The sequence below is a fragment of the Pseudomonas sp. LS44 genome, from assembly GCF_024730785.1.
Taxonomy (GTDB): domain Bacteria; phylum Pseudomonadota; class Gammaproteobacteria; order Pseudomonadales; family Pseudomonadaceae; genus Aquipseudomonas.
In genome coordinates this window covers 3,766,803-3,792,513 of record NZ_CP102830.1, presented here as the reverse complement: position 1 = coordinate 3,792,513, position 25,711 = coordinate 3,766,803, and the positions used below count along the sequence as shown (strand labels likewise).

The following is a 25,711-nucleotide window of genomic DNA, read 5'->3' as shown; positions in this document are numbered from 1 at the left end:
CGCGAGCGCGCGGCGAAGTGCTGCGTCTGCGCGCGACGGTCCGACATAGAGCAGGCGGAACGCGTCAGGCGCTCTAAAGTCATAGCTCAGGCAGTGGCCGGTTAACCCGGTCAGCACTGGTTCCGTGCTCGCGGCTGGTCGACTGAAGGCAAAGGTGGCTCGATGGATTTCAAGGATTACTACCAGGTTCTCGGCGTTGCAGCGGACGCCGACAGCAAGGCGATCAAGACCGCCTATCGCAAGCTGGCGCGCAAATATCACCCCGACGTCAGCCAGGAGACGGACGCGGAGAATCGTTTCAAGGAAGTGGCCGAGGCCTATGAGGTGTTGAGCAACACCGAGAAGCGCGCCGAATACGATGAGCTGCGCAATTATGCCCAGCAGGGCCGACCCTTCGAGGCACCGCCCGGTTGGCAGTCGCGCAGTTCCGGCGGCTATGCCGACGAATTCGGTGGTGGTGGGCGGGATTTTTCCGACTTCTTCGAGTCCATCTTTGGCGCTAGCGGGCGCTCGCAGGGGCCGCAGGGTCACGCGCGCCGCAGCGCGCATCGCGGCCAGGATGTGGAGATGGAGCTGCCGATCTTCCTCGAGGACACCCTCGCCGAGGAAGCCAAGCAGGTCGCTTACCAGCTGCCGCAATACAGTGCCGATGGCCAGCCACTGGCGCCGCTGAGCAAGACCTTGAAGGTGAAGATTCCCGCCGGGGTCACTGATGGCGAGCGCATTAGGCTCAAAGGCCAGGGCGCGCCGGGTTTCGGCGACGGTGCGCCGGGCGACCTGTACCTGATCATCCGCCTGGTGCCGCACCCGCTGTTCGATGTGGAGGCACACAACCTGATCATTGTCGTGCCGCTGGCGCCCTGGGAAGCGGCGCTGGGCGCCAAGGTCGCGGTGCCGACCCTGGACGGCACGATCAACCTGACCGTCCCGGCCAACAGCCAAAGCGGCCAGCGGCTGCGGATCAAAGGCAAAGGCTTGGTCAACAAACTCGGTGAGCGCGGCGATCTGTACGCGTTGTTCAAAATTGTCATTCCCGCGCACGGCGACGAGCAGGCCCGGCAGCTCTGGCAGCAACTGGCTGAGCACGCCGCCTTCGATCCCCGCGCCGAATGGAGGAGCCGCTGATGGCCAGCCGTTTGATCATCCAGTTCAATTTGCAGGAGTTCTGCCAGTGCGCCGAACTCTCCACCGACTACGTCTACGAGATCGTCGAGCATGGGATTGTCGAGCCGCGCGGCAGGTTGCCGGAGGAGTGGTTGTTCGATGCCGCTGCGCTGGCGATTGCCAAACGCGCAGCGCGGATGCGCCGGGATCTGGATATCGAGTGGGCGGGCATCGCCTTGGCGTTGAATCTGCTCGATGAGCTGGAGCAGTTGCGCGCAGAGAACCGCCGGTTGCGGCAGCGTTTGGATAGATTCCAGTTGGAGTAGGGGCGCAGGGCTCCAATCCCGTGTGGCAGGCCCGCGACCTGCATGTTGGGCATCGCTGCGCTCAGCACCAACCTACCAGAGTTGCATCCCTGCACCGTAAATCCAGCAGGGCAACCTCGACGTAGGTTGGCGCTGAGCGCAGCGATGCCCAGCGCGATGACGCGGGGCGCCCTGGTTTTCAACCTCCAGACCAATCCGGCGTCACCACCCCCTCGCGCGCATAGCGGTGAATCGACGAATACGGCCAATCCACGGCGCGGCTTACGTAGCCATGCTTGAGCGGATTGCCATGGATGTAATCGATATGCCGCGCGAGGTCCTGCTCATCGCGGATCTGGTGCTCCCAATAACGCCGCTGCCAAATGCCGCGCTCGCGCTTGAGCCGGCGTGACAGCGTGACGGTTTCCAAGTGACCGATGGCACGGGAGAAACCGGCCTTGATCAACGACCAGCGCAGCGGGTAATTGGTGTCGTTTTCCGGCAGTCGCCAGAGCGCATGCAAGTGATCCGGCAACACCACCATCGCCAGGATCTCGAACGGATGCAGTGAACGCACATGGCGTACCGAAGCGCGCAACGCATCGATATGGTCGGTCAAGAGGGTTTGCGAACGGTCAGCCAGGTTGACCGTAAAAAAGAATGTGCCGCCCGGCACATAGGCGCGTCGATACCGCATAGCCACCATCCTTGGTGTGAGTGCAACCGGTGAGAGTGTAAGTCAATCGGGGAGGTGATCCCCAGCGGCAGGCCTACATGTTGGGCATCGCTGCGCTCAGCACCAACCTACCAAGGCGATCTCCTCACCTCGCGAATCCAGCAGGCCGACCTCGACGTAGGTTGGTGCTGAGCGAAGCGATGCCCAACAAGACACCGCCGCCCTCGCTCGACAGACGAGCAAGGGCTCGTTTGCACGATCTCAAAACAAGAAATAACGCTGCGCCAGTGGCAACACCTCGGCCGGTTCGCACCACAGCAGTTGGCCATCCGCCTTGACCTGATAGGTCTGCGGATCGACTTCGATCTCCGGCAAATAATCGTTGTGGATCAGGTCGGTCTTCTGCACGTCGCGGCAGCCTTTGACCACGGCGATGCGCTTCTGCAGGCCGAGCTGTTTGGGAATCCCCGCGTCCAGCGCCGCCTGGCTGATAAAGGTCAGGCTGGTGGCGTGGCGGCTGCCGGCGTAGCTGGCGAACATCGGCCGGTAGTGCACCGGCTGCGGGGTGGGGATCGAGGCGTTGGCGTCGCCCATCAGGCTGGCGGCGATGGCGCCACCCTTGAGGATCAGCGTCGGCTTGACCCCGAAGAACGCCGGGCGCCAGAGCACCAGGTCGGCCCATTTGCCGACTTCGATGGAGCCGACTTCGTGGCTGATGCCGTGGGTGATCGCCGGGTTGATGGTGTACTTGGCGATGTAGCGCTTGATGCGGAAGTTGTCATTGCCCGCGCCGTCGCCGGGCAGGGCGCCGCGCTGCAGCTTCATCTTGTCGGCGGTCTGCCAGGTGCGGATGATCACCTCGCCGACGCGGCCCATGGCCTGGCTGTCCGAGCTGATCATCGAGAACGCGCCGAGGTCGTGGAGGATGTCCTCGGCGGCGATGGTCTCGCGGCGGATGCGGCTTTCGGCGAAGGCCACGTCTTCGGCGATGCTCGGGTCGAGGTGGTGGCAGACCATCAGCATGTCCAGGTGTTCGTCGATGGTGTTGCGGGTGAACGGCCGGGTCGGGTTGGTCGAGCTGGGCAGCACATTCGGAAAGCCGCAGGCCTTGATGATGTCCGGCGCGTGACCACCGCCGGCGCCTTCGGTGTGGTAGGTGTGGATGGTGCGGCCCTTGAACGCGGCGAGGGTGGTTTCGACGAAGCCGGACTCGTTGAGGGTGTCGGTGTGGATCGCCACCTGCACGTCGTACTGGTCGGCGACGCTCAGGCAGTTGTCGATCGCCGCCGGGGTGGTGCCCCAGTCCTCGTGCAACTTGAGGCCGATGGCGCCGGCCTTGACCTGCTCGATCAGCGGCTCGGGCAGCGACGCGTTGCCCTTGCCGGTGAGGCCGATGTTCATCGGGAAGGCATCGGCGGCCTGCAGCATGCGCGCCAGGTGCCAGGGCCCGGAGGTGCAGGTGGTGGCGTTGGTGCCGGTGGCGGGGCCGGTGCCGCCGCCGATCATGGTGGTCACCCCGCTCATCAGCGCTTCTTCGATCTGCTGCGGGCAGATGAAGTGGATGTGGGTGTCGATGCCGCCGGCGGTGAGCAGCATGCCTTCGCCGGCGATCACCTCGGTGCTGGCGCCGATGGCGATGGTCACGTCGGGCTGGATGTCCGGGTTGCCGGCCTTGCCGATGGCGGCGATGCGCCCGTCCTTCAGGCCGACGTCGGCCTTGACGATGCCCCAGTGGTCGATGATCAGCGCGTTGGTGATCAGCGTGTCGACCACCTCGGCGGCGAGCAGCTGGCCCTGGCCCATGCCGTCGCGGATCACCTTGCCGCCGCCGAACTTCACTTCCTCGCCGTAGGTGGTGAAGTCCTTCTCGACTTCGAGCCACAGGTTGGTGTCGGCCAGGCGCACCTTGTCGCCGACGGTGGGGCCGAACATGTCGGCGTAGGCTTGGCGGGAAATCTTCATCGCTCGTTCCTTGTCATGTGTCCGGTCTCGCGCTTGGATGCGGGCCACGGGGTTGTTTCGTTCACGGCAGACAGTCCCCTCTCCCATTTATGGGAGAGGGCTAGGGAGAGGGGAGACAAGCGGCCCGCGCGCGCTGTTGGTCACAAATCGCCCATCACCCGGCCGGCGAAGCCATACACGCGGCGCAGGCCGGCCAGTTCGACCAGCTCGACCTCGCGGCTCTGTCCCGGCTCGAAGCGCACCGCGGTGCCGGCCGGAATGTTCAGGCGCATGCCGCGTGCGCTGGCGCGGTCGAACAGCAGCGCGTCGTTGGTTTCGAAGAAGTGGTAGTGCGAGCCGACCTGGATCGGCCGGTCGCCGCTGTTTGCCACGTTGAGGGTCAGAGTGCGGCGGCCGGCGTTGAGCTCGATCTCGCCGTCCTGGATCTGGTATTCGCCGGGGATCATCTGTGGGTCACTCCAGGATCAGTTGCATAAAAGTGAGATCCAGCCAGCGGCCGAACTTGCGGCCGACCTGGGGCATCTGCCCGCAGATGACGAAGCCGAGGCGTTCGTGCAGGCGGATCGAGGTGCTGTTCTCGCGCTCGATGGCGGCGACCATGACGTGCAGTTTGGCCGCCCGGGCGCGTTCGATCAGCGCTTGCATCAACGCCGGGCCGAGGCCCTGGCCGCGCTGGTCGCCCCGCACATACACCGAATGCTCGACGGTGTGGCGAAAGCCTTCGATGCTCCGCCAGGTGCCGTAGCTGGCATAGCCGAGCACCGCCCCCTGGGCGTCGCGCGCGACCAGCACGGGAAAGCCGGCGGCGTGGCGCTCGCTCAGCCAGGCGCGGCGGTTGGCCAGGTCCACCTCGGTTTCGTTCCAGATCGCCGTGCTGTTCAGCACCGCGTCGTTGTAGATCGCGAGGATGCCGGGTAGATCGGTTTCGCCGGCGTTGTCGAGCAAATGGGACATAGGTTCACGTCGGTCAGGGCGGTGATCGGGTAGGGCGGGTGCAACCCGCGCGGGGCTGCTGTGGGTTGCACCCGCCCTACGGTTACGCAATCGGTTGGTGGACGGTGACCAGCTTGGTGCCGTCGGGGAAGGTAGCCTCGATCTGAATCTCCGGAATCATTTCCGGCACGCCTTCCATCACCTGCTCGCGGGAGAGCAGGGTGGTGCCGAAGTGCATCAGCTCGGCGACCGTGCGGCCATCGCGCGCGCCTTCGAGCAGGGCGGCGGAAATCAGCGCCATGGCTTCCGGATAATTCAGCTTGAGACCGCGCGCCAGGCGCCGCTCGGCGACCAGGCCAGCGGTGAAGATCAGCAGCTTGTCTTTTTCTCTGGGTGTCAGGTCCATGGTGCGTCCGTGTGGTTCGGTAGGAGCGAATTCATTCGCGATGGGGCGGTTCGGTGGCGCCGATGATCGCGAATGAATTCGCTCCTACAGGTTCGTCGGTAGCGGCTCGTAGCCCGGATGCAATCCGGGAGCGGAGTAGCCGGATTACGTACTCCAGATGCGTGGTGGCACCGCCTCGCGACCGAGCAGCGCCGGGCGCAGCAGGCGCCACAGCGCGATCAGCCAGGCGCGGGCGTGCAGCGCTTCGCTGGCCAGGCAGCGTGCAACCAGCAGGCCGGGCAGCTGGGTCAGGTCGCCGCGCACCGCGCAAGGCAGTTCGCGGCAGCGTTCGAGTAGCTCGGCGTCGATCTCGCCGCTGACCAGCAGCGTGGCGAATACCGGCTGGCCGGCGAGACCGATCGGCGAGTCGAGTAGGCCGTCGCCACCGATCACGCGTTGGCGTTCGTGCCAGAGCAGCTGACCGTCGCGTCGGATATCCACGCGCGCCTGCAGATGGCCGTCGGCGAAGCGCTCGCCGGCCGCCGGGCGACCGAGTGCGACGATGTCCCAGTAGCACAGGCGGGCGTCGCCTTCGAGTTCGATGCGGGTGGTCAGTTCGGCCTGGGCGGCGGAATAGACGATGGTTTCCTGCGGTAGCCATTCCAGGGTGGCGCCGGCGGCGACGCGCAGGTCGAGGGTTTGATAGGCCGGGCCGGCGGCGCGGTACCACTTGGCGGCGCCGGGGCTGGTCAGCTGCGCCCAGGCGTGTGCGCCGACGCTCACGTCGATGCCCAGGCGATCACCGCCGGCGATGCCGCCGGGTGGGTGGACGATGATGTGTTGGCAGACCTGCGGCCCCTCGGGGTAGAGGTGCTTCTGCACCCTAAGCGGGCCGAGGTGGCGACGCTGCACCGGACGGGTGCACTCGTCGAAGCGAGCATAGGCCAGCTCCAGTTCGGCATGCCAGCTGGGCGTGAACAGAGCAGCGGGGCGGTTCATGACAGGCGCGGTGGTCCGTGCGAAAAGTTGACCACCTGGCCAAGCAAGAGGCGTGCCTCGGGCCAAAGCGGTGCGCGGAGAGGCGTAGCCCGTAGGATGGGTCGAGGAGCGCAGCGACGATACCCATCATGGCCACGATGGGTATCGCTTCGCTCGACCCATCCTACGAGTTTCTTAAATCGCCACCAGGCCGCGCACGCCCTCGGCGTCCATGTCCGCACCACGGCCCTGCTGGACGATCTCGCCGCGCGCCATCACCAGGTACTGGTCGGCCAGTTCGGCGGCGAAGTCGTAGAACTGCTCGACCAGCAGGATGGCCATGTCGCCGCGCTCGGCGAGCTTCTTGATCACCGCGCCGATCTCCTTGATCACCGAGGGCTGGATGCCCTCGGTGGGCTCGTCGAGGATCAGCAGGCGCGGCTGGCTGGCCAGCGCGCGGCCGATCGCCAGCTGTTGCTGCTGGCCGCCGGAGAGGTCGCCGCCGCGCCGCGCCTTCATCTGTTCCAGTACCGGGAACAGCTCGTAGATAAACGCCGGCACGCTCTTGGCGTCTTTGGCGCCGAAGCGCGACAGGCCCATCAGCAGGTTTTCCTCGACGCTCAGGCGCGGAAAGATCTCGCGACCCTGCGGCACGTAGGCGATGCCGGCGTGCACGCGCTGGTGCGGCTTGTAGCCGGTGATCGGTTTACCTTCCCAGGCGACCTGGCCTTCCTTGCTCGGGATCAGGCCCATCAGGCATTTCAGCAGGGTGGTCTTGCCCACCCCGTTGCGGCCGAGCAGGCAGGTGACTTCGCCGATCTTCACGTCGAACGACAGGCCGCGGAGGATGTGGCTGCCGCCGTAGTACTGGTGGAGCTGTTGGACTTGCAGCATGGGGATGTCCTTGTCGTCTTGTCGGTGGACAAGCCTGCGGCGTTGTCCACCCTACGGATGTCTGGGCCCGGTGTAGGGTGGATGGCCGAAGCCATCCACCGATCGGTGTCATGGGTGGATGAGCTGCGCGTCATCCACCCTACAAAATCTCATTTCGTAGGATGGGTTGAGCGAAGCGATACCCATGCGGATATGCCATGTTGGGTATCGCTGCGCTCAACGCCAACCTACGTGATGCTCAGCGTTAGCGACCGAGGTACACCTCGATCACCCGCTCGTTGCCCTGCACCTCATCCAGCGAGCCTTCGGCCAGCACGCTGCCCTGGTGCAGCACGGTGACGTGGTCGGCGATGCTGCCGACGAAGCCCATGTCGTGTTCCACCACCATTAGCGAGTGCTGGCCGGCGAGGCTCTTGAACAGCTCGGCGGTGAACTCGGTCTCGGCGTCGGTCATGCCCGCCACCGGCTCGTCGAGCAGCAGCAGTTGTGGGTCCTGCATCAGCAACATGCCGATCTCGAGGAACTGCTTCTGGCCGTGGGAGAGCAGGCCGGCGCTGCGATGGCGGGCGTTCTCCAGGCGGATGGTGGCGAGCACCTCGTCGATGCGGTCGCGCTGCTCGCCGGAGAGCCGTGCGCGCAGGCTGGCCCACACTGACTTGTTGGTCTTCTGCGCCAGTTCGAGGTTCTCGAACACGCTGAGCGCCTCGAACACCGTGGGCTTCTGGAACTTGCGGCCGATACCGGCCTGGGCGATCTCGACCTCGCTCATCTGCGTCAGATCAAGGGTTTCGCCGAACCAGGCCTGGCCGCTGTTGGGCCGGGTCTTGCCGGTGATCACGTCCATCAGGGTGGTCTTGCCGGCGCCGTTGGGGCCGATGATGCAGCGCAACTCGCCGACGCCGATGTACAGGTTCAGGGCATTCAGCGCCTTGAAGCCGTCGAAGCTGACGCTGATGTCTTCCAGGGTCAGGATGGTGCCGTGGCGCACGTCGAGGCCGGGTTCGACGCGACTGCCGAGGCCCAGCGCGTCGCGGCTGGTGCCGGCGTCGCGATTCGGATTATAGGCCGGTTCGAGCATGAATTCCGGGGTGGCGGTGACTCTCATTCGGCTTTCCCCCGCTTGAGCAAACCAATGACACCTTTGGGCAGGAACAGCGTGACCACGATAAACAGCGCGCCGAGGGCGAACAGCCAGTACTCGGGGAAGGCCACGGTGAACCAGCTCTTCATGCCGTTGACCAGGCCGGCGCCGAGCAGCGGGCCGATCAGCGTGCCGCGCCCGCCGAGGGCTACCCACACGGCGGCCTCGATGGAGTTGGTCGGCGACATCTCGCTGGGGTTGATGATGCCCACCTGCGGCACGTACAGCGCGCCGGCCAGACCGCACAACACGGCACTCAATACCCAGATAAACAGTTTGTAGCCGCGCGGGTCGTAGCCGCAGAACATCAGGCGGTTCTCCGCGTCGCGTAGCGCGGTGAGTACCCGGCCGAACTTGCTGCGCGCCAGCTTCCAGCCGAGCAGCAGGCTGCCGACCAGCAGCAGCACGGTGCAGAGGAACAGCGCGGCGCGGGTGCCCGGCGCGGTGATCTCGAAGCCGAGGATGCTGCGGAAGTTGGTGAAGCCGTTGTTGCCGCCGAAACCGGTCTCGTTGCGGAAGAACAGCAGCATGCCGGCGAAGGTCAGCGCCTGGGTCATGATCGAGAAGTACACGCCCTTGATCCGCGAGCGGAAGGCGAAGAAGCCGAACACCAGGGCCAGCAGGCCGGGGGCGAGGACCACCAGGGCCAGGCACCAGAGGAAGCTCCCGGTGCCGTACCAGTACCAGGGCAGCTCGGTCCAGGCGAGGAAGCTCATGAACCCGGGCAGCCCGTCGCCGGCCGACTGGCGCATCAGGTACATGCCCATGGCGTAGCCGCCGAGGGCGAAGAACAGGCCGTGGCCAAGCGACAAGAGCCCGGCGTAGCCCCACACCAGGTCCAGCGCCAAAGCGACGATGGCGTAGCAGAGGATCTTGCCGATCAGGGTCAGGGTGTAGGCGGAGACGTGCAAGGCATGCTCGGCCGACAGCAGGTGCAGCAGCGGCAGGGCGATGAGCACGGCGAGCACTAGCGCGCCGACGGCCAGGCTCAGCTGCGGGCCGAGCTTGGTGCCGGCGCGGGCCAGCAACGTTTGATTGAGGGGCATGGTCATTAGTCAATCACCCTGCCTTTCAAGGCGAAGAGGCCCTGCGGGCGTTTCTGGATAAACAGGATGATCAGCGCGAGGATGAGGATCTTGCCCAGCACGGCGCCGATCTGCGGTTCGAGGATCTTGTTGGCGATGCCCAGGCCGAAGGCCGCCAGCACGCTGCCGGCCAGCTGGCCGACGCCGCCGAGCACCACCACCAGGAACGAGTCGATGATGTAGCTCTGGCCGAGGTCCGGACCGACGTTGCCGATCTGGCTCAGCGCCACGCCGCCGAGCCCGGCGATACCGGAGCCGAGGCCGAAGGCGAGCATGTCCACACGCCCGGTCGGCACGCCGCAGCAGGCTGCCATGTTGCGGTTCTGGGTGACCGCGCGGACGTTGAGGCCGAGGCGGGTCTTGTTCAGCAACAACCACGTCAAGGCAACGACAAAGAGCGCGAAGCCGATGATCACGATGCGGTTGTAGGGCAACACCAGATTCGGCAGCACCTGGATGCCGCCGGACAGCCAGCCGGGGTTGGCTACTTCGACGTTCTGCGCGCCGAACAGCACGCGCACCAGCTGGATCAGCATCAGGCTGATGCCCCAGGTGGCCAGCAGGGTTTCCAGCGGGCGACCGTAGAGGTGGCGGATCACCGTGCGCTCGAGGGCCATGCCGATGGCGGCGGTGACGAAGAACGCCACCGGCAGCGCGGCCAGCGGATACAGCGCCAGGTAGTCGGGGGCCAGACGCTGGAACCCCAGCTGCACCAGGTAGGTGGCGTAGGCGCCGAGCATCAGCATTTCGCCGTGGGCCATGTTGATCACCCCGAGCAGGCCGAAGGTGATCGTCAGGCCGAGGGCAGCGAGCAGCAGGATCGAACCGAGGCTCATGCCGCTGAACGCCTGGCCGAGCAGTTCGCCCAGCAGCAGGCGGCGCTTGACCTGGGCCAGGCTGGTCTCGGCGGCGGTGCGCACCGTGGCGTCGGCTTCCACGCCGTCGGCCAGCAGCGCTTCCAGGCGGGTCTTCGCCAGCGGGTCGCCGGTGGCGCCGAGTAGGCGCACGGCATTCAGGCGGACGGCCGGGTCGGGATCGACCAGTTGCAGGTTGGCCAGCGCCAGGGCTAGGGCGTCGCGCACCGCCTCATCGCTTTCCGTGGCGACGCGACCATTGAGCAGGGCGAGCTGCGCCGGCTTGGCGGATTTCTGCAGCTGGCGGGCGGCTGCCAGACGCACGGCCGGGGCGTCGGCGAGCAGCTGGTGGCTGGCCAAAACGGTGGCTAGCAGGCCGCGCAGGCGGTTGTTCAGGCGCAGCTGTTTGGGCGGGCTGGCGGGCGGTTGGTCACCTTCGGCGGCGTGGAACTGGCCGCCTGCTTCGATGAATGGGGTCTTGCTGCTGTCGGCAGCCAGGCGGCCTTGTTGCAATGCGTCGAGCAGCGGCAGACGCGCCGGGTCGGGTTTGGCGGCCCAGCTTTCCAGCAGCTTGGCTTGTTGAGCCGGGTTGGCCGCAACGAAATCATTGGCATCGCCGGCGTGGGTGGTCATCGGCAGCAGGAGCAGTGCCAGTGACAGCAGAAAGGGGTAGAGGGCAGTGGGCATAGCAAGGTCCTTCAGGTCGCCGCTAGCGTCGTAGCCCGGATGCAATCCGGGATCGGTTATTCCCGGATTACATCCGGGCTACGGTCCTGTGGCATGGCTATCTCGTGGAGCGAGGTTCACGTGGGGCAGCAGAGGTAGGTTGGCGCTGAGCCGAAGGCGATGCCCAACAACCGGTCCGGAGGGACCGGCAGGGTTGCCGGCGGCCACCACGGGAACCGCGAGCGGTTCCTTGTTGGGCATCGCTGCGCTCAGCGCCAACCTACGCACGTAACCTGCGTTGCAGCATCAGTTGCTCTTCACCGCGTAATCCGGCTTCTTGTCGTTACCCGGGATGAACGGGCTCCACGGCTGGGCGCGGATCGGTCCTTCGGTCTGCCAGACGACGGAGAACTGGCCGTCGGCCTGCACTTCGCCGATCATCACCGGCTTGTGCAGGTGGTGGTTGGTCTTGTCCATGGTCAGGGTGTAGCCGGACGGCGCGGCGAAGGTCTGCCCGGCGAGCGCTTCGCGGACCTTGGCGACGTCGGTGGACTTGGCCTTCTCGACCGCCTGCGCCCACATGTGGATGCCGACGTAGGTGGCTTCCATCGGGTCATTGGTCACCGCGGTGCTGTAGTTGGGCAGGTTCTTGGCCTTGGCGTAGGCTTTCCACTGCTCGACGAACTTGCCGTTGACCGGGTTCTCCACCGACTCGAAGTAGTTCCAGGCGGCCAGCTGGCCGACCAGCGGCTTGGTGTCGATGCCGCGCAGTTCTTCTTCGCCGACCGAGAAGGCCACCACCGGGATGTCGGTGGCGTCGATGCCCTGGTTGGCCAGTTCCTTGTAGAACGGCACGTTGGAGTCGCCGTTGACGGTGGAGATCACCGCGGTCTTGCCGCCGGCGGAGAACTTCTTAATGTTGGCGACGATGGTTTGATAGTCGCTGTGGCCGAACGGGGTGTAGACCTCTTCGATGTCCTTGTCGGCGATGCCCTTGCTGTGCAGGAAGTTGCGCAGGATCTTGTTGGTGGTGCGCGGGTAGACGTAGTCGGTGCCGAGCAGGAAGTAGCGCTTGGCAGCGCCGCCGTCCTCGCTCATCAGGTACTCGACGGCCGGGATGGCTTGCTGGTTCGGCGCCGCGCCGGTGTAGAAGACGTTTGGCGACATTTCCTCGCCTTCGTACTGCACCGGGTAGAACAGCAGGCCGTTGAGCTCCTCGAATACCGGCAGCACGGATTTGCGCGACACGCTGGTCCAGCAACCGAACACCACGTCGACCTTGTCCTGGGTCAGCAGTTGGCGCGCCTTCTCGGCGAACAGCGGCCAGTTGGACGCCGGGTCGACCACCACCGGCTCGAGCATCTGGCCGTTGACCCCGCCCTTGGCGTTGATCTCGTCGATGGTCATCAGCGCCATGTCTTTCAGCGAGGTCTCGGAAATCGCCATGGTGCCGGACAGCGAATGCAGGATGCCGACCTTGATGGTCTCGGCGGCCTGAATGGTCCAGGTCATGCCCATGGCGGCGATGGATGCGGAAAGGGTGAAAGCCTTGATCAGGCTGCGACGTTGCATAGTGCGATCTCCATTCACAAAACGTGTTTTAAAAGTGGACTTCGTCGGCATTCATCGAGGTTCTTGTCGTCACGGCGTCTGGGCGCCAGTGCTCCTTTCTACTGCGGCCTCGGCAAGGCATTCAGCAATAGGCGTGCCGGCTGCGCGGCAAGCGCATAAGCGCGGGCTTTTCGGCGATGGAGCACGCGGTGGTTGAGAATCCGTTGCACCTGGACGGTGCGAAAGTAAGCGGACACGGTGGCGGATGCGCGGTGTTGCACCACGTGTGTGCGCAAGCGTGCGGCAGATCGGGGCGGGCTCTCCAGGCCGGGGCGCCTGGCTACTCGAGGGGTGGCCGGATGACGCCAGAGCCGTAGGATGGGTCGGGACGCGCAGTCTGAGCGTAGCGATACCCATCACAATCCAACCGCGCGGGTATCGCTGTGCTCAACCCACCCTACAAAAGCGCAGCGGTCGCCGTAGACCTTGAGCAGACGCACAGCCCGCGGTCGGCAGCGGCGGCGGGTTTTCCGCCGGCCTTTTAGATATGAATGCGGACCTCAGCCGAGCAGGTAGTTCTTCACCCCGGTGAAGATGATCTGCGCCGCCAGCGCGCAAACGAACAGGCCCATCAGGCGGCTGACGATCTGCAGACCCTGCTCGCCGAGCAGGCGTTCGAACAGGTCGGAGAGATAGAGCACCACGCCGACGGTGAGGCTGGCCAAAACGATGGCCAGAACGGCGATCAGCTTGTCGTTCCAGTGCACCTGGCCGGCGCCCATCACCAGCATGGCGCCGATCGTGCCGGGGCCGACCGTCAAAGGGATGGTCAGCGGCACGATGGTGACGTCTTGTTGCACGTTGTCGCTCTGCACCACCGACTTGCCCTGGGCCATGCCCAGCGCCGAGATGAACAGCACGCTGCCGGCACCGATGCGGAAGGCGTCGATGGTGATGCCGAACCCGATGAAGATCGTCTGCCCGAACAGGTACAGCAGCACGCTGGCAATCACCACGCCGAGGGCGACTTTCCAGGCCAGCTTCTTGCGTTCCTTGGCCGTGTAGCCGCGGGTCAGGCTGATGAAGCACGACAACACGAAGAACGGGCTGTAGAGCACCAGCATCTTCAAATACAGGCTGAACAGCTCGGAATGCATGGACTGGGCTCGTGCGGGTGGGTTGGCTGTTAGTGTAGGGGCGGATTTATCCGCGAGCCGGGGCGACTCGCGTAATGCCTATATCGCGAATGAATTCGCTCCTACAGGGTGGTTACTCAGGACAGCGCGTTGCTTTGCTCGCGCTGGCGGCGTGCCTCGCGCTCGCTGACCCAGAATGCGATCAGCTCGCGCAGCTGCGACATTTCCACCGGCTTGGCCATGTGGCCGTCCATGCCCACTTGGCGTGCGCGCTCCTTGTGCTCGCTGAGAATATGCGCGGTGAGTGCCACCACCGGGGTGCGTCGGCGCTGCTCCTGCGCTTCCCAGCTGCGCAGCCGCTCGGTGGCGGAAAAGCCGTCGAGCACGGGCATTTCGCAATCCATCAGCACCAGGTCGTATTGCGTGGCCTGCATGGCGTGCAGCGCTTCTTCGCCGTTGCTGGCAGTGTCCGGCTGCAGGTTGAGCTTGCCGAGCATGCCGCGGATCACCTTGGTGGAGATGCTGTTGTCTTCGGCGACCAGGATGCGGAAGTCTGTCGGCACCGGCAGCGCCGTGTTGGCGGCAGCGTATGGCGGAACAACGGAGCCGCTGTAGCGCTGGGCCAATTCGTCGGCCAGGGTGGTCTTCAGGGTGTAGCCGGCTACCGGCTTGGCGAGGATGCGCTTGATCCCGGCGTTGCGCGCGATCACCTTGCTCGGCGCATGGCTGATACCGGTGAGCATGATGATCAGGATGTCGTGATTGAGGCTCGGATCTTCCTTGATTCGTGCGGCCAGCTGCATGCCGGTCATGCCCGGCATGTCCTGGTCGAGCAGCACCGCGTCGAAATATTCGCGGATGTGTGCCTTGGTGCGCAGCAGGGCCAGCGCCTCCTTGCCGGACGGCACGGCGCTGACTTGCAGGCCCCAGGCGCTGCACTGCTGGACCAGAACCTTGCGGCAGGTGTCGTTGTCATCCACCACCAGCAGGCGCGCGCCCTGCAACGGGCCGTCGAGGTCGGTGGTCGGGTGTTGCAGGCGCTCGACGTCCAGCGGCAGGGTCAGCCACAGGGTATTGCCCTGGCCGCCGCCCTGGATGCCGAATTCGCCGTCCATCAGGCGCACCAACTGACGGGCGATGATCAGCCCGAGGCGGCCGCCCAGCTTGGTGGCGGCGAGGAAGTCGCGGCTGTGTAGCTCGGCGGTGAGCAGGGCGGCGCGCTCGTCGGCTTCCAACGGCCGCCCGCTGTCCTGGACGGCGATGCGCAGACGCGGTTGGGCGGCGTTCTGGTCGAGGGCCACGGCGAGCAAAATCTCGCCCTCGTCGGTCTGTTTGAAAGCGTTATCGAGCAGGCTCAGCAGCGTCTGGCGCAGGCGCGTCGGATCGCCGCTGATCACCCGTGGCACCTGGGGCTGGGTGAAACTGATCAGCTCGATTTTCTGCTGCTCGGCCTTGGCGCGGAAGATGTCCAGGCAATCGTCGATCAGCGCGTTGAGGTCGAACTGCACGTCATCCAGCTCGATCTGCCCGGACTCCAGTTTGGAGATGTCGAGAATCTCGTTGATCAGGCCCAGCAGTTCATTGCCCGAGCTATGGATGGTCTGCACATAGTCGCGTTGTTTGGCTGATAGCGGCGTGCCGAGGAGCAGCTCGGTCATGCCCAGTACGCCATTCATTGGCGTGCGGATTTCATGGCTGATCTTGGCGAGGAACTCAGCCTTGGCTTTCAGCTCGGCGGAGTTCGCGGCGTGCGCCTGACTGCTGCTGAAACGCTCGTAGAGAATGCGTTGCTGGCGCTCGCTGAGGGCGATGCTGAGTAGGAGGCCGCTCACACTGGCGGTGCCGAGAGTGAAGAACGCCAGCCAGTCGGAGGCGACCGTCCAGTAACCGAACAAGGCCGGCAGTGCGCCGATGAACGCCAGGCCGAACAGCAGCATGGCGGCACTGAACAGACGTGCCGGTCGGTAACCGTGCTGCCAATGGAACAGTGCGATAGCGAAGATGCTCAGCGTGGTGACGACGGTGATCAGGTACACCGCCTGGTTGAAATGTGCATCGCTGGCAAGCAACAGCAGCAAACACGCCACGCCAATCAGCACGCCTTCGCCCAGCAGCAGGTGGCGCATGCCATTGGTGCTGCAGACCTTGGCGAAGAAGCTCGAGGTGAACGCCAAGGCGCAGAGCATCGCCAGGAGCATCGCCAGATTGCCCAGTTGGGCCTGTAGGCCTGGCCAGCCGCTCAACACCGGATTGACGATGCCCAACTGATACAGCGCGGTCATCAGCAGGCACGCCTGGGTCGCCGCCAGCCATAGTGCAGCGGGTGCGCGCGAGTAGTTGAAGCGCACCAGGTTGTAGACGATCAAGACGATGAAAATCCCGATCAACATGCCGAACAGCAGCGGGCGGCCGCTTTCGCTGGCCATCAATACCGCGGATTGAATCTCCACGACCGGCCGCAGGGCGTGCTCGGAGGCCAGGCGCACGAAGATATCCAGCGGCTCCTGGGACAGTGGCACGGGGAGCAGAAAATCACGGCTGGGCAGGGGGCGGTTGGCCAGGGGCAACTGACTGCCGCTACGGGTGTGAGTCAGCAGTTCGCCGTTGCGCACCACGTACAGGTCGAGGTGCGCCAGGTATGGCGCGAAGACCCGCAGCAGCGACTCGTGACTCTGTTCAGGCAGGCGGTGATGCAGCCATAGCGCCTGCTGGCCGCCGGGCACATACAGCTGTTCGCTGTCGACGTGATTGAACTGGTTGCGGTAGGTGGCGGTGCGGATGTCATTGAAGTGCAGGTCACCATGGCGATCGACCAGCGCGGACCACTGCGTGCTTTCTGCGGCCTGGCCGGACAACGGGGTGAGCCCCGTCAGCAGCATGCAGGCAATGAGTCCTATGGCGATCCTGAGCCCGCGCACGGCGAAATCCCTTCGAATAGTGAGTGACCGATTATAGTCATGCCACTCACCGTAGGGCCATGACCTCGGCGGCCAGCTATCGGGCGTCGCGGTATGGTTGCTAGTGCCTCGCAGCCCACGCGCCGTGCGGCTTTGCAGATTTCAATAGGCATTAGACTAATGTCTAGTACTGATTGCCATTCGCCCGTCTAGCCTTGCTCTGCAGAACAAACACAAGAAGACGTCCGGGCACAGGGCGATCCACGCTCTTGCCGGCAGGCCGTCGTGGAGGCAAGCCATGAGCGAAGCGACGTTAGTTGCCGGATACGCACCGGCCAGACCCATGACTGCGGAGGAGCGGAAAGTCATTTTCGCGTCCTCCCTCGGCACAGTGTTCGAGTGGTACGACTTCTACCTGTACGGATCGCTCTCGGCGATCATCGCCGCCCAGTTTTTCTCGGGCGTGAATCCCACGGCAGCGTTCATCTTCGCCCTGATGGCGTTTGCCGCCGGCTTCGCGGTGCGTCCGTTCGGGGCACTGTTCTTCGGGCGGCTCGGCGATCTGGTTGGGCGCAAGTACACCTTCCTGATCACCATCATGATCATGGGCCTGTCGACCTTCATCGTCGGCATCCTGCCTTCGTACGCGTCGTGGGGCATCGCGGCGCCGATCATCCTCATCGTGCTGCGGCTGTTCCAGGGCTTGGCGCTCGGCGGTGAATACGGCGGCGCGGCGACCTATGTCGCCGAACACGCGCCGCACGGTCGGCGCGGCTACTACACCGCGTGGATCCAGACCACCGCGACGCTCGGCCTGTTCCTCTCGCTGCTGGTGATCCTCGGCACGCGCACCTGGCTAGGCGAGGAAGCGTTCACCGCCTGGGGCTGGCGCATTCCGTTCCTGCTGTCGATCATTCTGCTCGGCATCTCGGTGTGGATTCGCCTGACCTTGAGCGAGAGCCCGGCCTTCAAGAAGATGAAGGATGAAGGCAAGACCTCCAAGGCGCCGCTGACCGAGGCGTTCGGCCGCTGGGACAACGCCAAGGTGGCGCTGATCGCCCTGTTCGGCGGTACGGCGGGGCAGGCGGTGGTGTGGTACACCGGCCAGTTCTACGCGCTGTTCTTCCTGACCCAGACGCTCAAGGTCGAAGCGGCGACGGCGAACATTCTGATTGCCCTGTCGCTGCTGATCGGCACGCCGTTCTTCATCGTGTTCGGCTGGCTGTCCGACAAGATCGGCCGCAAGCCGATCATCCTCGGTGGTTGCTTGATCGCAGCGCTGACCTACTTCCCGCTGTTCAGCCTGATCACCCACTACGCCAACCCCGCGCTGGAGCAGGCCCAAGCGTCGGCGCCGGTGACCGTGGTGGCGAACCCGAGCGAGTGCTCGTTCCAGTTCAACCCGGTCGGCACCTCGAAGTTCGTCACCTCCTGTGACATCGCCAAGAGCTTCCTGGCCCGCAACTCGGTGAACTATGCCAACGAGGCGGCGCCGGCTGGCACCGTGGCGAGCGTCAAGATCGGTGACGAGACCATTGCCTCCTTTACCGGCGCCGGCATGCCTGCCGATCAGTTCAAGGCGCAGTCCGAAGTATTCAACGCCCAGATGACCGAGGCGATCCGCGGCAATGGTTATCCCGCCAAGGCCGATCCGGCGCAGATCAACACGCCGATGGTGGTGCTGCTGCTGACGGTGCTGGTGCTGTTCGTGACTATGGTCTACGGTCCCATCGCCGCGCTGCTGGTCGAGCTGTTCCCGACGCGCATCCGCTACACGGCCATGTCGCTGCCCTATCACATCGGCAACGGCTGGTTTGGCGGGTTCCTGCCGACCACTGCCTTCGCCATGGTCGCCGCCACCGGTGATATCTACTACGGGCTGTGGTATCCGATCGTCGTGGCGGTGATGACCTTCATCATCGGCCTGTTCCTGATGCCGGAAACCAAGGACCGCGACCTGCGCAACTGGCACTAGAAGCCCCAGCATCCCCTCTCCCGTTTATGGGAGAGGGGATGTCAGCCAAAGCCGCATCTCTCGTTGACTGAAACGACAAGGCCCCGCATCTGCGGGGCCTTTCCTTTCATTCGCTTACGCACACGCCGGACTTGTAGGAGCGAATTCATTCGCGAAGGGCAGGCACGCCGTTCTCCCGGATTCGCGGATAAATCCGCTCCTACAAACAGCTTGCGCTGCGGGCTTCAGCCCTCGCCGCGCTCGCGGGCGATCGCCCGGTAGCCGATGTCGTTACGGTAGAAGCTGCCGTTCCAGCGGACTTTCTCAGCCAGTCGGTAGGCCTGCTGCTGCGCATCGGCGACGCTCTTGCCAATGGCGGTGGCGCACAGCACGCGGCCGCCGGCGGTGACCACCTGGCCGGCGCTGTTCAGCGCGGTGCCGGCGTGGAACACCTTGCCTTCCAGCGCGGCGGCGGCATCCAGGCCTTCGATCACGTCACCCTTGGCGTAGTCGCCCGGATAACCGCCGGCAGCCAGTACCACGCCGACGGTCGGACGCGGGTCCCAGGTGGCTTCGACTTTATCCAGTGCCTTAGCCAGCGCGGCCTCGACCAGCAGCACCAGGGAGCTCTCGAGACGCACCATGATCGGTTGGGTTTCCGGATCGCCGAAGCGGCAGTTGAACTCGATGACCTTCGGCTGGCCGGCCTTGTCGATCATCAGTCCGGCATACAGGAAACCGGTGTAGACATTGCCTTCGCTGGCCATGCCGCGCACGGTCGGGTAGATGACTTCGTCCATCACCCGGTGGTGCACCGCATCGGTGACCACCGGGGCCGGCGAGTAGGCGCCCATGCCGCCGGTGTTCGGCCCAGTATCGGCGTCGCCGACGCGCTTGTGGTCCTGGCTGGTGGCCATCGGCAGGACATTCTTGCCATCGACCATGACGATGAAGCTGGCTTCCTCGCCGTCGAGGAATTCCTCGATCACCACGCGCGAACCTGCGTCGCCGAAGGCGTTGCCGGCGAGCATGTCGCGCACCGCGTCCTCGGCTTCGGCCAGGCTCATGGCGACGATCACGCCCTTGCCGGCGGCCAGGCCGTCGGCCTTGACCACGATCGGCGCACCTTTCTCACGCAAATAGGCCAGCGCCGGTTCGACTTCGGTGAAGTTCTGGTAGTCGGCGGTGGGGATCGCGTGACGGGCGAGGAAGTCCTTGGTGAAGGCCTTCGAACCTTCCAGCTGGGCGGCCGCGGCGCTGGGGCCGAAGATGTCCAGCTTGCGCGAGCGGAACAGGTCGACCACGCCCTTCACCAGCGGCGCTTCCGGACCGACGATGGTCAGCTGCACGTTTTGCTCGGCGAAGTCGGCCAGTTGCTCGATGGCCAGCACGTCGATGGCGACGTTCTCGCACTTGGCCTCAGTGGCCGTGCCGGCGTTGCCCGGCGCGACGAAGACTTTCTGCACCCGCGCATCCTGGGCGACTTTCCAGGCCAGGGCGTGTTCGCGACCGCCGCTGCCGATGATCAGTACGTTCATGGGGTTTCTCCTGACCGTAGCCCGGATGCAATCCGGGGCTTTTGAGTGGGTGTCCCCGGATTTCATCCGGGCTACAACGCTAGGCGACTCGGTGTAGGTCGCAATGAAGCCGGTAGATGCAAGGCTCCCTGGATTTCGACAAGCGGAGTTGCCTAGTGGCAATGAGCATTGGCGGAACCCGGGGCAACATGGCAGATGCCGGTTTCAGTGCGGCCGGAATCAATGTCTAAAGTGACGCATGCCGGTGAAGACCATGGCGATACCCGCCTCGTCGGCGGCAGCAATCACTTCGCTATCGCGCATCGAGCCGCCCGGCTGGATCACCGCGGTGATGCCATTGGCGGCGGCGTTGTCCAGGCCGTCGCGGAACGGGAAGAAGGCGTCGCTGGCCATCACCGAACCGGCCACTTGCAAACCGGCGTGCTCGGCCTTGATCGCCGCGATACGCGCGGAGTTGACGCGGCTCATCTGGCCGGCGCCGACACCGATGGTCTGCCGATTCTTGGCGTAGACGATGGCGTTGGACTTGACGAACTTGGCCACTTTCCAGGCGAAGATCAGGTCGTGCACTTCTTGCTCGGTCGGCGCGCGCTGGGTGACGATTTTCAGGTCGTCAGCGCTGATCATGCCGATATCGCGGCTCTGCACCAGCAGGCCGCCGTTTACGCGTTTGAAGTCCAGGCCCGGGCTGCGCTCGGCCGGCCATTCGCCGCATTCGAGCAGGCGAACGTTGGCTTTGGCGGCGACCACGGCGCGCGCGGCCTCGCTGACTTTCGGGGCGATGATGACTTCGACGAACTGCCGATCGACGATGGCCTGGGCGGTTGCGGCGTCCAGCTCGCGGTTGAAGGCGATGATTCCGCCGAACGCCGATTCGGTGTCGGTGGCATAGGCCAGTTCGTAGGCCTGGCGGATCCCGCCTTCGCTGTCCAGGGCCACGGCCACGCCGCACGGGTTGGCGTGCTTGACGATCACGCAGGCCGGCTTGACGAAGCTCTTCACGCATTCCAGCGCGGCGTCGGTATCGGCGACGTTGTTGAACGACAGTTCCTTGCCCTGCAGCTGCACCGCAGTCGACACGCTGGCTTCGCCGCCTTCGACATAGAACGCCGCGCTCTGGTGCGGGTTCTCGCCGTAGCGCATGTCCTGCGCCTTGATGAACTGGCTGGTGAAGGTGCGCGGGAAGGCGCTGCGGTTGTCGGTCGACAGGGTTTCCGTCGCCTGGTCGATGGTGCCCAGGTAGTTGGCGATCATGCCGTCGTAGGCGGCGGTATGCTCGAAGGCTTTCAGCGCCAGGTCGAAGCGCTGCGCGTAGGTCAGGCCGCCGGCTTTGAGGTTGTCGAGGACGCTGGCGTAGTCGCCGGCATTGACCACGATGGCGACGTCCTTGTGGTTCTTCGCCGCGCTGCGGACCATGGTCGGGCCGCCGATGTCGATGTTCTCGATGGCGTCGGCCAGATCGCAGCCCGGTTTCGCCACGGTGGCAGCAAACGGGTAGAGGTTGACCGCGACCAGGTCGATCGGCTTGATGCCGTGCTGCTCCATGACTGCGCCGTCGAGCGCACGGCGACCGAGGATGCCACCATGGATTTTCGGGTGCAGGGTCTTCACCCGGCCGTCCATCATCTCCGGAAAGCCGGTGTAGTCGGCGACTTCCACGGCGGCGATGCCGTTGTCCTTGAGCAGCTTGTAGGTGCCGCCGGTGGAGAGGATTTCGACGCCAAGGGCAACGAGTTCACGGGCGAATTCAAGGATGCCGGTCTTATCGGAGACGCTGATCAGCGCGCGGCGGACGGCAAGGCGGGTGGTTTGGTCGGTCATCACGGTTTCCATCTAAAGCAGAGAAATCAGCAAAAAAGGGCGGCCTTCCGATGAGTCTGGGGGCCGCCCTTTTCCGTATGAATGCGTGCTTACAACAGGTCGTACTGTTTGAGCTTCTTGCGCAGCGTGCCGCGGTTGAGGCCGAGCAGTTCGGAGGCCTTGGTCTGGTTGCCCTTGACGTAGTTCATCACGGTTTCCAGGAGCGGTGCTTCCACTTCGGAGAGCACCAGGTTGTAGACATCGGAGACGTCCTGCCCATCGAGGTGAGCAAAGTAGTTGTGCAGCGCCTTCTCCACATTGCCGCGCAGGGTTTGCCCTTCTTCGCTCGGCGTATTCAGGTGCTGTTTCAGATTAACGTTGTCGCTCACAGGTGCGGTTCCACTCACTAATGTCTCAGTCATCGTCGTCATGCGGCCACTTCCTCCCCCCGGTTGCGACGTTCGGCAAAAAATTGCTGAACGCTGGCGCATTGCACGTCCGTGTTTTCCAGACGATTGAATTGGGCGCGAAATTCCCTGGCGCCCGGCAGGGTTGCGAGGTACCAGCTGACGTGTTTGCGGGCGATACGCACGCCCATCACGTCGCCGTAGAAACTATGCAGTTCGGCCAGATGCCCTAGCAGAATGCGTTCCACCTCATGCACGGTTGGCGCCGGCAGATGCTCGCCGGTGCGCAAAAAATGTTCTATCTCGCGGAAAATCCACGGCCGCCCCTGGGCCGCGCGGCCGATCAGCAGGGCATCGACGCCGGTGGCATCGAGGACCCGGCGGGCCTTTTCCGGCGAATCGATGTCGCCATTGGCGAACACCGGCATCGACACCGCCTGCTTGATCGCGGCGATGGTGTCGTATTCGGCTTCACCGGTGTACAGATCGGCGCGCGTGCGGCCATGCACGGCCAGCGCCTGGATGCCGGCCTGCTCGGCGATCTTCGCCACGCGCAGACCATTCTTGTTGTCGCGATCCCAGCCGGTGCGGATCTTCAGGGTCACCGGCACATCCACCGCCTGGACCACTGCAGCGAGGATTTCGGCCACCAGCGCCTCATCCTTCATCAACGCCGAGCCGGCGGCCTTGTTGCAGACCTTCTTGGCCGGACAGCCCATGTTGATGTCGATGATCTGCGCACCGAGTTCCACGTTGGCGCGGGCGGCGTCGGCGAGCATCTGCGGGTCGCCGCCAGCGATCTGTACCGAGCGCGGCTCGGGATCGCCGGCGTGCATCAGGCGCAGGCTGGATTTGCGGGTCTTCCACAGACTGATATCGCTGGTCACCATCTCCGAAACCACCAGACCTGCACCCAGGCGCCGACAGAGCTGGCGGAATGGGCGATCCGTGACACCCGCCATGGGGGCGAGGATCAATTGGTTGGGCAATGCATAGGGGCCGATGCGTACCGCCGACATGGGTCTTCCCTGCCTGTGGGGCCGGATCTGTGAGTTCGAAAAGGGTGGGCATGATACCCACTCTCGATGACCGGATAAAGGTCGTTTTGAACAAATTCTGAGCAGCCAGCGAGTTATTGCCAGCGGTTGTTAATAACCCGTTACAGGCAAGAACCGTGGTGCACCGCTTACTCCGGGGAGAGGAAGCTTAGGCTGTAATTCACCGCCTTGGTGCCTGGATCGAGGATGTCCAGGGAGATATGGATAGGCGTTTGCGGCGGCATTTCCGCTTGCCCGGCTAGCTCACCGGCCAGGTATTCGCTGGGTTTGAAGCGGCGACTGGCGAGCAACTGGCCACCGATGTCGGCGAAGCGCATTTCCAGCAGCGGGAATGGCTGGGAGAACGGCGCGCGGTTGTAGAGGATGGCGTCGACCACCAGCGCCCCGGCGAACTCCGGATGGCTGCGCACCACCAGGTTGCTGCTCTTGATCAGGTCGATATCGACCTTGGACGGCAGCTGGCAGCCAAGCGTCGGACACAGCTGTTCGAACCAGGGGCGATATTGGTCCTGGCGGGCCAATTCGTCGAAGTGATAGGCGATGTACTGGCTGGCCAGCGCCACGGCGGCGATCAGGTTGAGAAGCCCCCAGGCGATCCAGCGACCCCAGGGTTTGCGCGGTGCTTCCCAGTCGAATTGCAGCGGCTCGTCATTCAGATTGCTCAAGCTGTCGTCGGCCTGGCGCTCTTTGCGACCCAGCGGCGGCAGCGCCGAGAAGGACTCCTGGCTGCGCGGCTGATCGGCGACGGGCGGCTCATCGGGCACGGCGCTGAGAGCGAAATCGTCTTCGCCGTCCTCGGCTTGGCGTTCGACCTGCGGCGTGGGCTCATCGTCGACGTCGAGCGGCTGGACATCCGTTGTCGCCGATATCGCGAGCGACTCGATGGGCTCGCTCGCTACGGTGCTGGGGGATGGTGCGGCCAGGTCGCGAATTTCCTCGCGCAGTAACGCCTCGGCCCATGCTTCGTCGGCGCTGTGAGGGCTTTCTTCGCGGCGCTGGAGAATTTGTTCGGCCGGTTTGGCGCCGCGCTCGAGGGCGACAAACTCGCGGGACAGCTGCATTTCCTGCTGTTCCAGACGAGCCAGTTCCTCGTCGAGATCGAGGCCGTCGAGGTCGAGATCGTCGTGAATCCACAGCGTATCGTCGGCTGCTTTGCTAGCGGGTGCCGGCGTTACCGGTGACTTGGCTGGCGACGGGCTGGGCGGTGGCTGGTCGCCGAGGACGCCAGGCTGATCGATCAGCAGTTGCTGGCCGGCATTGAACACCTGCATGCAGGCACCGCACCGCACCGCACCACGGGCGGCGCCAAGCTGTGCGCGAGTGACGCGAAAGCTGGTGCTGCAATGGGGGCATTGGGTGACGAAGCTGTCGATCATGCGGGGTTCCGGCGGTACAGAGGGCAAATTGCGGCGTTTAGTCTAACTCAAGGCGCTGGGCGGATGGAGCCTCAGCGGCGGCGGCCGCTGATGCGGATCCAGCCGTCTTTTTCCGCCGTGGGGTCGAGATCGAAGGCCTGGCTGTAAGCGGCGCGCACGTCCTCGGCTTGTTCGGCGAGGATGCCGGACAGCGCCAGTTGGCCGCCACTCTTGACCAGGCCGGTGATTTGCGGCGCCAGTTGCACCAGCGGACCGGCGAGGATGTTGGCGACCACCACATCCGCCTGTTGGGCGGGCAGATCGGCCGGCAGATAGATCGGGAAACGGGCCGGATCGATGCCGTTGCGCGAGGCGTTGTCCCGCGAGGCCTCGATCGCCTGCGGATCGATATCGGTACCGACCGCCTGGCGCGCGCCCAGCAACAGCGCGGCGATGGCCAGAATCCCCGAGCCGCAGCCGAAATCCACCACATCGCAGCCAGCCAGCTCACGGCCGTCGAGCCATTCCAGGCACAGCGCGGTGGTCGGGTGGGTGCCGGTGCCGAAGGCCAGGCCGGGGTCGAGCAGCAGGTTGACCGCCTCGGGCTCGGGCGCGGCGTGCCAGCTCGGCACGATCCACAGGCGCCGGCCGAAGCGCATCGGCTGGAAGTTGTCCATCCAGCTGCGTTCCCAGTCCTGATCCTCGATGCGTTCGATCTGATGCTCGGGCAACTGCGCGCCGGTCAGCAACTGCAGGTGGGCGAGCAGGCTGGTTTCATCGGTATCCGCTTCGAACAGGGCGAGCAGATGAGTGTGCGACCACAGCGGCGTGGTGCCCAGGTCCGGCTCGAAAATCGGTTGATCTTCGGCGTCCATGAAGGTTACCGACACCGCGCCGACTTCCAGCAGGGCGTCTTCGTAGGTTTCCGCCTGCTCCGGGGCGATGGCGAGACGGACTTGTAACCAGGGCATGGGCAACCTCATGACGCGTAGGGCGGAAAAGCCGGCAAGCTTACTGCAGCGCCGCCGGAGC

General features: G+C 64.7%; 22 protein-coding genes. 3 read left to right on the top strand and 19 right to left on the bottom strand.

Annotated elements, in window-relative coordinates:
* The first annotated feature begins 162 nt into the window (after nt 1-162).
* Both cbpA and NVV93_RS16970 read left to right on the top strand, forming a co-directional pair.
* Nucleotides 163-1,125: a curved DNA-binding protein gene (gene cbpA, locus NVV93_RS16975; protein WP_258251813.1), complete on the top strand. Its 963-nt coding sequence runs from the start codon at nt 163-165 to the stop codon at nt 1,123-1,125.
* Nucleotides 1,125-1,430 (top strand): chaperone modulator CbpM, encoded by a 306-nt coding sequence (locus NVV93_RS16970; protein ID WP_258251812.1) that lies wholly within the window; start codon nt 1,125-1,127, stop codon nt 1,428-1,430. The genes cbpA and NVV93_RS16970 overlap by 1 nt, the downstream gene beginning before the upstream one ends.
* Nucleotides 1,431-1,608: 178 nt before the next feature.
* Here NVV93_RS16970 and NVV93_RS16965 read toward each other — a convergent pair whose 3' ends face one another.
* From NVV93_RS16965 to NVV93_RS16905, 13 genes are all read right to left on the bottom strand, one after another.
* Nucleotides 1,609-2,106: a transposase gene (locus NVV93_RS16965; protein ID WP_258251811.1), complete on the bottom strand. Its 498-nt coding sequence runs from the start codon at nt 2,104-2,106 to the stop codon at nt 1,609-1,611.
* 240 nt (nt 2,107-2,346) lie between these two features.
* Nucleotides 2,347-4,047 carry an urease subunit alpha gene (ureC, locus tag NVV93_RS16960; protein ID WP_258251810.1) on the bottom strand — a complete coding sequence of 567 codons (1,701 nt, stop codon included), beginning with the start codon at nt 4,045-4,047 and terminating at the stop codon, nt 2,347-2,349.
* 140 nt (nt 4,048-4,187) lie between these two features.
* Nucleotides 4,188-4,493 carry an urease subunit beta gene (locus tag NVV93_RS16955; protein WP_258251809.1) on the bottom strand — a complete coding sequence of 102 codons (306 nt, stop codon included), beginning with the start codon at nt 4,491-4,493 and terminating at the stop codon, nt 4,188-4,190.
* Nucleotides 4,494-4,500: 7 nt separating this feature from the next.
* Nucleotides 4,501-5,001, bottom strand: coding sequence for a GNAT family N-acetyltransferase (locus NVV93_RS16950; RefSeq protein ID WP_258251808.1), 501 nt, complete (start codon nt 4,999-5,001; stop codon nt 4,501-4,503).
* An 82-nt stretch (nt 5,002-5,083) separates the two neighbouring features.
* Nucleotides 5,084-5,386, bottom strand: a complete 303-nt coding sequence (locus NVV93_RS16945) for an urease subunit gamma (protein WP_258251807.1) — start codon at nt 5,384-5,386, stop codon at nt 5,084-5,086.
* Nucleotides 5,387-5,530: 144 nt separating this feature from the next.
* Nucleotides 5,531-6,364, bottom strand: a complete 834-nt coding sequence (locus tag NVV93_RS16940) for an urease accessory protein UreD (protein WP_258251806.1) — start codon at nt 6,362-6,364, stop codon at nt 5,531-5,533.
* Nucleotides 6,365-6,538: 174 nt separating this feature from the next.
* Nucleotides 6,539-7,237, bottom strand: a complete 699-nt coding sequence (gene urtE, locus NVV93_RS16935; protein ID WP_258251805.1) for an urea ABC transporter ATP-binding subunit UrtE — start codon at nt 7,235-7,237, stop codon at nt 6,539-6,541.
* A 244-nt stretch (nt 7,238-7,481) separates the two neighbouring features.
* Nucleotides 7,482-8,342: an urea ABC transporter ATP-binding protein UrtD gene (gene urtD, locus NVV93_RS16930; protein ID WP_258251804.1), complete on the bottom strand. Its 861-nt coding sequence runs from the start codon at nt 8,340-8,342 to the stop codon at nt 7,482-7,484.
* Nucleotides 8,339-9,430, bottom strand: a complete 1,092-nt coding sequence (gene urtC / locus NVV93_RS16925; protein WP_258251803.1) for an urea ABC transporter permease subunit UrtC — start codon at nt 9,428-9,430, stop codon at nt 8,339-8,341. The genes urtD and urtC overlap by 4 nt, the downstream gene beginning before the upstream one ends.
* Nucleotides 9,430-11,004, bottom strand: coding sequence for an urea ABC transporter permease subunit UrtB (urtB, locus tag NVV93_RS16920; protein WP_258251802.1), 1,575 nt, complete (start codon nt 11,002-11,004; stop codon nt 9,430-9,432). The genes urtC and urtB overlap by 1 nt, the downstream gene beginning before the upstream one ends.
* Before the next feature lie 285 nt (nt 11,005-11,289).
* The gene (gene urtA, locus NVV93_RS16915) at nt 11,290-12,555 is read right to left on the bottom strand and encodes an urea ABC transporter substrate-binding protein (RefSeq protein WP_258251801.1); all 1,266 of its coding nucleotides are present in this window, start codon (nt 12,553-12,555) and stop codon (nt 11,290-11,292) included.
* A 539-nt stretch (nt 12,556-13,094) separates the two neighbouring features.
* Nucleotides 13,095-13,691, bottom strand: a complete 597-nt coding sequence (locus NVV93_RS16910; RefSeq protein WP_258251800.1) for a MarC family protein — start codon at nt 13,689-13,691, stop codon at nt 13,095-13,097.
* 116 nt (nt 13,692-13,807) lie between these two features.
* Nucleotides 13,808-16,549, bottom strand: coding sequence for a hybrid sensor histidine kinase/response regulator (locus NVV93_RS16905; protein ID WP_258251799.1), 2,742 nt, complete (start codon nt 16,547-16,549; stop codon nt 13,808-13,810).
* Between the two features lie 316 nt (nt 16,550-16,865).
* Here NVV93_RS16905 and NVV93_RS16900 point away from each other — a divergent pair, with 316 nt between their 5' ends.
* Nucleotides 16,866-18,542 carry an MFS transporter gene (locus NVV93_RS16900; protein ID WP_258251798.1) on the top strand — a complete coding sequence of 559 codons (1,677 nt, stop codon included), beginning with the start codon at nt 16,866-16,868 and terminating at the stop codon, nt 18,540-18,542.
* 224 nt (nt 18,543-18,766) lie between these two features.
* On the opposite strand, the gene purD is transcribed toward NVV93_RS16900, so the two are convergent.
* The 6 genes from purD to prmA form a co-directional block, all read right to left on the bottom strand.
* Nucleotides 18,767-20,059, bottom strand: coding sequence for a phosphoribosylamine--glycine ligase (gene purD, locus NVV93_RS16895; RefSeq protein WP_258251797.1), 1,293 nt, complete (start codon nt 20,057-20,059; stop codon nt 18,767-18,769).
* A gap of 219 nt (nt 20,060-20,278) precedes the next feature.
* Nucleotides 20,279-21,880, bottom strand: coding sequence for a bifunctional phosphoribosylaminoimidazolecarboxamide formyltransferase/IMP cyclohydrolase (gene purH, locus NVV93_RS16890; protein ID WP_258251796.1), 1,602 nt, complete (start codon nt 21,878-21,880; stop codon nt 20,279-20,281).
* A gap of 89 nt (nt 21,881-21,969) precedes the next feature.
* Nucleotides 21,970-22,290 (bottom strand): DNA-binding transcriptional regulator Fis, encoded by a 321-nt coding sequence (gene fis, locus NVV93_RS16885; protein WP_258251795.1) that lies wholly within the window; start codon nt 22,288-22,290, stop codon nt 21,970-21,972.
* On the bottom strand, nt 22,287-23,285 hold the full coding sequence (gene dusB / locus NVV93_RS16880; protein WP_258251794.1) for a tRNA dihydrouridine synthase DusB: 999 nt from the start codon (nt 23,283-23,285) through the stop codon (nt 22,287-22,289). Before dusB ends, fis begins: the two co-directional genes overlap by 4 nt.
* A gap of 167 nt (nt 23,286-23,452) precedes the next feature.
* Nucleotides 23,453-24,700 carry a DUF3426 domain-containing protein gene (locus NVV93_RS16875; protein WP_258251793.1) on the bottom strand — a complete coding sequence of 416 codons (1,248 nt, stop codon included), beginning with the start codon at nt 24,698-24,700 and terminating at the stop codon, nt 23,453-23,455.
* Between the two features lie 71 nt (nt 24,701-24,771).
* Entirely contained in the window at nt 24,772-25,650 is an 879-nt protein-coding gene (gene prmA, locus NVV93_RS16870; protein WP_258251792.1) for a 50S ribosomal protein L11 methyltransferase, read from the bottom strand.
* Nucleotides 25,651-25,711 lie beyond the last annotated feature (61 nt).